Below are 5,314 nucleotides of genomic sequence, written 5' to 3'. Positions count from 1 at the left end.
GGGTCGTCTGATGGATTATGCGCTGAGCAAACGCCAGGAGCGTCTGGTGATCATGGGGGCAACCTCCGGTGATACCGGTTCTGCAGCGATTGAAGGCTGTCGTCACAGCGATCATCTGGATATCTTTATCCTGCATCCGCATAACCGCGTGTCTGAAGTACAGCGTCGCCAGATGACCACTATTCTGGAAGACAATGTTTTCAACGTGGCGTTGGAAGGCAACTTCGATGACTGTCAGCAGATGGTCAAAGACAGCTTTGCAAATCAGGACTTCCTGAAAGGTATGAAGCTGGGTGCGGTAAACTCGATCAACTGGGCACGTATTATGTCCCAGATCGTTTACTACTTCTCCGCATCACTGGCGCTGGGTGGTCCACATCGTCCGGTTTCCTTCTCTGTGCCAACGGGTAACTTCGGCGATATCTTCGCGGGTTATCTGGCGAAGCAGATGGGTCTGCCTATTCAGCAGCTGGTTGTGGCAACGAACCGTAACGACATTCTGCACCGTGTTATCTCCGGTAACGATATGTCTAAAGGTGAGCTGGTTCATACGCTGTCTCCGTCTATGGACATCATGGTGTCCTCTAACTTTGAGCGTATGCTGTTTGATGTATACGGTCGCGACGGTCAGGCCATTGCTGATCTTATGGATCGCTTCAAGTCTGAGTCTGTGCAGTTGGAAGATGGCAACTGGGATAAGGTGCGTGAACTGTTCGACAGCTGTGCGGTTGACGACGAAACCACCTGTGACGTGATCAAAGATGTGTTTGCTGAAACCAGTTACCTGCTGGATCCGCACACGGCGATTGGTGTCAAAGCGGGCCGTGAATGCAACCGTGATCAGAGCGTACCTATGATCACGCTGGCAACAGCGCATCCGGTTAAGTTCCCTGAGCCTGTCGTGAAAGCCGGTCTGGAATCACCTCAGCTGCCGCCGCATATGACGGATCTGTTTGAGCGTGAAGAACGCGTTGAAGTACTGGATAATGACCTGCAAACTGTTCAGCAGTTTATTGCGGGACATGTTCATACGAACTGATAGATCGATTTGATCTGGAAAGGCCCGCATTCGTCGGGCCTTTTTTGTCTATGCAGGATCTGTTTCTTTACCTCTCCAAGATACTCTGGGCCTTAGCCAGCCCGGATCACTTTCTTTTGCTGTTGGGCTTGTTGATGGCCTGGGCAGGACGTCGCAGTGGGCTGTGGTTAAGTACAGTCTCTGTGGGACTTCTGCTGTTAGTGGCGATCTATCCTGTGGGTAACTTATTGCTATCGCCTCTGGAAAATCATTTTGCGCAAGTAGAGCCACCTGACCAAGTGGCAGGAGTGATCGTGCTCGGCGGCGCAGAGGAGGCTACGCTATCTGCTGTTCACGGGCAACCTCATATGAACTCGGCGGCTGAACGGGTGATGGTGATTCCCGAACTGATGCAGCGATATCCGGATGTTCCTGTCGTTATAACCGGTGGCAGCAGTTCAATTATCAATCAGGCTTACCGGGGGGCTGATGTTGTTGAGCAATGGCTGAAATCACTTGGCTTAGCATCGCACCTGATTGTGGAGCGTGAGTCTCGCAATACCTTTGAGAATGCAATTTATAGTGCCGATAAGGTGGATCCAGATGCGGGGCGGTGGCTGTTAGTGACCTCTGCTTTTCATATGCCACGTTCCGTTGCTGTTTTCCGTAAGCAGGGTTGGGATGTGGTGCCTTATGCTGTGGATTATCGTATCAGCGGAGACCGTATCTCCGTGCAGTTCTGGCGCAATATGCGTGACTTGACGACGGCTGTACGTGAGTGGATCGGAATCATCGCGTACTACCTGACCGACAAAACCGACCAACTGTTGCCTGATAGGAAGCCTGATCGATGAAAGAGCTTAATATTTGCCGTCGTCCGGAACCGCCCCAAGATCTGCCAGTGTTCAATCAGGTCAATTCGGTGTTGGCGCGAATTTACGCGACGCGTGGCGTACATGATCTGGATGATCTGGGGCGTAACTTAAAAGCGCTTTTACCCGACGCGGGCTTAAAAGGTATTGAGGAAGCGGTCGCGCGTCTGGTGAAGGCGATCCAGCAGCAGGACAAGATACTGATCGTCGGTGATTTTGACTGTGATGGGGCGACCAGCACCGCTGTTGCGTTGTTGGCCTTGCGGCGCATGGGCTTCCACTCGGTCGATTACCTGGTGCCGAATCGCTTTGATTACGGTTACGGACTCAGCGCTGAAATCGTCGACGTCGCACGCGAGCGTCAGCCGCAGCTCCTGATCACTGTGGATAACGGCATTTCAAGTTTGTCGGGTGTTCAGCGCGCGGCTGAATATGGCATTGATGTGCTGGTGACGGATCATCACCTTCCCGGTTCGGAGTTACCCGAGGCCTGTGCCATCGTGAATCCCAATCAACCCGCCTGTAGCTTTCCCGCAAAATCCACCTGTGGTGTCGGTGTTATTTTTTACGTGATGATCGCGCTACGCCGAGCGCTGCAGCAAATTAATTGGTTTGCTGAACAACAGATTCAGGCACCCAATTTGGCAGACCTGCTGGATCTTGTGGCATTAGGCACGGTGGCGGATGTGGTGCCGTTGGAGCAGAACAACCGTATTCTGGTGCATCAGGGGTTGCAGCGAATTCGAGCGGGGTATGCGCGTCCGGGGATATTGGCCTTGCTGGATGTGGCAGGACGGCAGCGTCATAAACTGGTCGCGTCTGATCTGGGATTTGCGATTGCACCCCGGCTCAATGCTGCTGGTCGTCTTGAAGATATCTCAATTGGCATTGAATGTCTCATCACCGAAGATGCTGAGCAAGCGCGCAAACTTGCAGCTACACTAGATCAACTCAACAGAGATCGACGTGGCATTGAAGATGAAATGCAGCAGCACGCGGTTACGTTATTGGATGATCTTAAGATAGAATCTGAGGCGTTTCCTTACGGAGTTTGTCTGTATGATGAGAGCTGGCATCAGGGTGTTATTGGTATTCTCGCATCGCGTATTAAAGAGCGTATGCATCGGCCGGTGATTGCGTTTGCGCCCGGCGATGAAGGCGAAATAAAAGGCTCTGCCCGTTCTATCAGCGGCTTCCATGTCCGCGATGGATTAGATGCGATTGCCGCTGAGAATCCTGGCTTGTTAAGTAAGTTTGGTGGCCACGCAATGGCCGCAGGCATGACGTTGAAAGCCACTGATTATCAAAAGTTTTCCGAGGCATTTGATCGGGAAGTTCGGCGCCAGCTGTCCGAGGCTGATCTGCAGGAAACTGTATTGACCGATGGAAGCTTGCTTGCAGCGGAGATCTCAATCGAGATGGCAGAGATGCTGCGGGAAGCCGGGCCTTGGGGGCACCAATTTCCTGAACCGCTGTTTGATGGTGAGTTTGCGTTGTTGCAACAGCGATTGGTCGGGCAAAAACATCTGAAAATGGTCTTAATGGATCCCGCATCCGGGCTTGCGGTCGACGCTATCAAGTTCAACGCTGATCTGGAGCTTTGGCCAAATGACAGCGTGGCAAGGGTGCGCGTTGTATATCGCCTGGATATTAATGAATTTCGAGGGCAGCGCAGTGTACAACTGATTGTTGATCAACTGTTGCCCGTTTAAACCACCTAGGAAGAAAAACTGTAAATGAAAGATCTGACCCTGAATGAACTGGAAATCCTGTTGGCCGTATTTGCGCGTGCTGGTGTTGAAGACACAGTGGGAGACGAGGGTGAAGGTGAACTGTTAGCTCAAATTAAAAAGGCACATGCTGAACGTCAGGAATTGGAAAGCATGGATTTTGATGATTGTCTGGGCGGTGCTTGCAAGCTGTAACTATGAGCAAACCATACTACATCGGTGCGCACGTCAGTGCCGCCGGTGGCGTTGAAAACGCGCCACTGAATGCAGCCAAAATTGGCGCAACTGCTTTTGCGCTGTTTACTAAGAACCAGCGCCGCTGGGAAGCGAAACCGCTGACCGCCAAGAACATCGCGGCTTTCAAGGAAAACTGCGATCGCTTAGGTTTTACGCCAGAGCAAATTTTGCCGCACGATTCCTACCTGATCAATCTGGGTCATCCAGAGAGGGAGGCGCTGGAGAAGTCCCGTCACGCATTTTTGGATGAGATTCGCCGCTGTGAACAGTTGGGACTGAAGTACCTTAACTTCCATCCCGGTAGCCATCTGCGCAAGATCCCCGAAGCCGAGTGTCTGGCGAAAATCGCCGACTCGATCAATTGGGCACTGGATCAGACTCAGGGTGTCACGGCGGTGATCGAAAACACCGCCGGTCAGGGAAGTAATCTTGGGCATACATTTGAGCAGCTCGCCGAGATTATCGATCAGGTGGAGGACAAAAGCCGGATTGGGGTATGTCTCGATACTTGCCATACATTTTCCGCAGGTTATGACCTGGGAGATGAAAAGGCGTGTGCAGAAACCTTCGCCCAATTCGAGAATATAGTCGGCTTTCAATATTTGTGCGGTATGCACTTGAATGATTCTAAAGGGGCGCTGGCATCAAGGCTGGATCGTCATCATAGTCTAGGTCAGGGTGAGATTGGCTGGGATGTATTCCACTATATCATGCGTGATGAACGATTCCGAGGTATACCGATGGTACTTGAAACGATTGATGAGTCTATCTGGTCTGCTGAAATTCAGTCATTAAGAGGCATGGAAAAATAATACGCCTACCTTCAGATAGTCTGTGCAATTCAGACTTGACCTGAGAATTACACCTCAAGCTGAGGGTAACTGTCAAATCAGGTCTGAATACCTATGCTTAAGAGAAGAGTGCACGGCTGCACAATCTTTGTATGTCAATGCATTTAATGGAGGCCTGACAGTTACATTCCAAATTGTCAGTAGCTATTCGACTGGCGCCGATGAGTCACATTTCACTGTATAGTATCGTTATTACTCAGCTCTTGGCTGCATTCTGATAGTAATCCATTACTCAGCTGGTACCCCTCAATCGCATTATCAATCTGCAGACAGAACTTACTGAAATGAACTACGTTACGTGTTTTGACAGCGGGAGGCTCTTCGTCTTCGTGTAATAGGAATAGGGTTTTGAAATGGTGTTGCCGTGCCTTTTTAGCTAATCCTATTGCGTAATTTGGTTTGAATTCCCATAGTTTTCTACTATACCAACCCTGTATTTCCTTCTCTTCCAGTCCTCTTTTAATGGAAATATCTGTACTGGAGGTCAGATCAATAACCGTCAAGTGGCGCTCAATTTCGGGGATGAAGAAGGTCGCTTTGTGTTTGGATTGATCCAAGAGAACAGCATTAGGGGTTAAGTGGAACCACTGTACGTAAGTTTCTGGT

Annotated in this window: 6 protein-coding genes; 5 read left to right on the top strand and 1 reads right to left on the bottom strand. The window is 50.5% G+C overall.

Going from position 1 to position 5,314, the window contains the following annotated elements:
• The 5 genes from thrC to nfo form a co-directional block, all read left to right on the top strand.
• The coding region (gene thrC, locus ABYW01_RS13245; protein ID WP_372833443.1) for a threonine synthase at window positions 1-1,039 on the top strand (1,039 nt) is incomplete at its 5' end.
• 50 nt (window positions 1,040-1,089) lie between these two features.
• On the top strand, window positions 1,090-1,872 hold the full coding sequence (locus ABYW01_RS13240) for a YdcF family protein (RefSeq protein ID WP_372833440.1): 783 nt from the start codon (window positions 1,090-1,092) through the stop codon (window positions 1,870-1,872).
• On the top strand, window positions 1,869-3,602 hold the full coding sequence (recJ, locus tag ABYW01_RS13235) for a single-stranded-DNA-specific exonuclease RecJ (RefSeq protein WP_372833438.1): 1,734 nt from the start codon (window positions 1,869-1,871) through the stop codon (window positions 3,600-3,602). Before ABYW01_RS13240 ends, recJ begins: the two co-directional genes overlap by 4 nt.
• Window positions 3,603-3,626: 24 nt before the next feature.
• A complete protein-coding gene (locus ABYW01_RS13230; RefSeq protein WP_372833435.1) occupies window positions 3,627-3,815 on the top strand; it encodes a hypothetical protein in 189 nt (62 codons plus the stop codon).
• Window positions 3,816-3,817: 2 nt separating this feature from the next.
• Window positions 3,818-4,669 carry a deoxyribonuclease IV gene (gene nfo / locus ABYW01_RS13225; RefSeq protein WP_372833433.1) on the top strand — a complete coding sequence of 284 codons (852 nt, stop codon included), beginning with the start codon at window positions 3,818-3,820 and terminating at the stop codon, window positions 4,667-4,669.
• A 212-nt stretch (window positions 4,670-4,881) separates the two neighbouring features.
• On the opposite strand, the gene ABYW01_RS13220 is transcribed toward nfo, so the two are convergent.
• The coding region (locus ABYW01_RS13220; RefSeq protein WP_372833432.1) for a hypothetical protein at window positions 4,882-5,314 on the bottom strand (433 nt) is incomplete at its 5' end.

This window comes from Pontibacterium sp., assembly GCF_041587635.1.
Taxonomy (GTDB): domain Bacteria; phylum Pseudomonadota; class Gammaproteobacteria; order Pseudomonadales; family Balneatricaceae; genus Pontibacterium.
Note: the sequence above shows the minus strand (reverse complement) of the source record. Positions and strands in the feature narration are given on the sequence as shown.

Coding starts and splice junctions, on each gene's coding strand:
- ABYW01_RS13240 (WP_372833440.1), top strand. CDS start 1,090: ATGCAGGATCTGTTTCTTTACCTCTCCAAGATACTCTGGGCCTTAGCC.
- recJ (WP_372833438.1), top strand. CDS start 1,869: ATGAAAGAGCTTAATATTTGCCGTCGTCCGGAACCGCCCCAAGATCTG.
- ABYW01_RS13230 (WP_372833435.1), top strand. CDS start 3,627: ATGAAAGATCTGACCCTGAATGAACTGGAAATCCTGTTGGCCGTATTT.
- nfo (WP_372833433.1), top strand. CDS start 3,818: ATGAGCAAACCATACTACATCGGTGCGCACGTCAGTGCCGCCGGTGGC.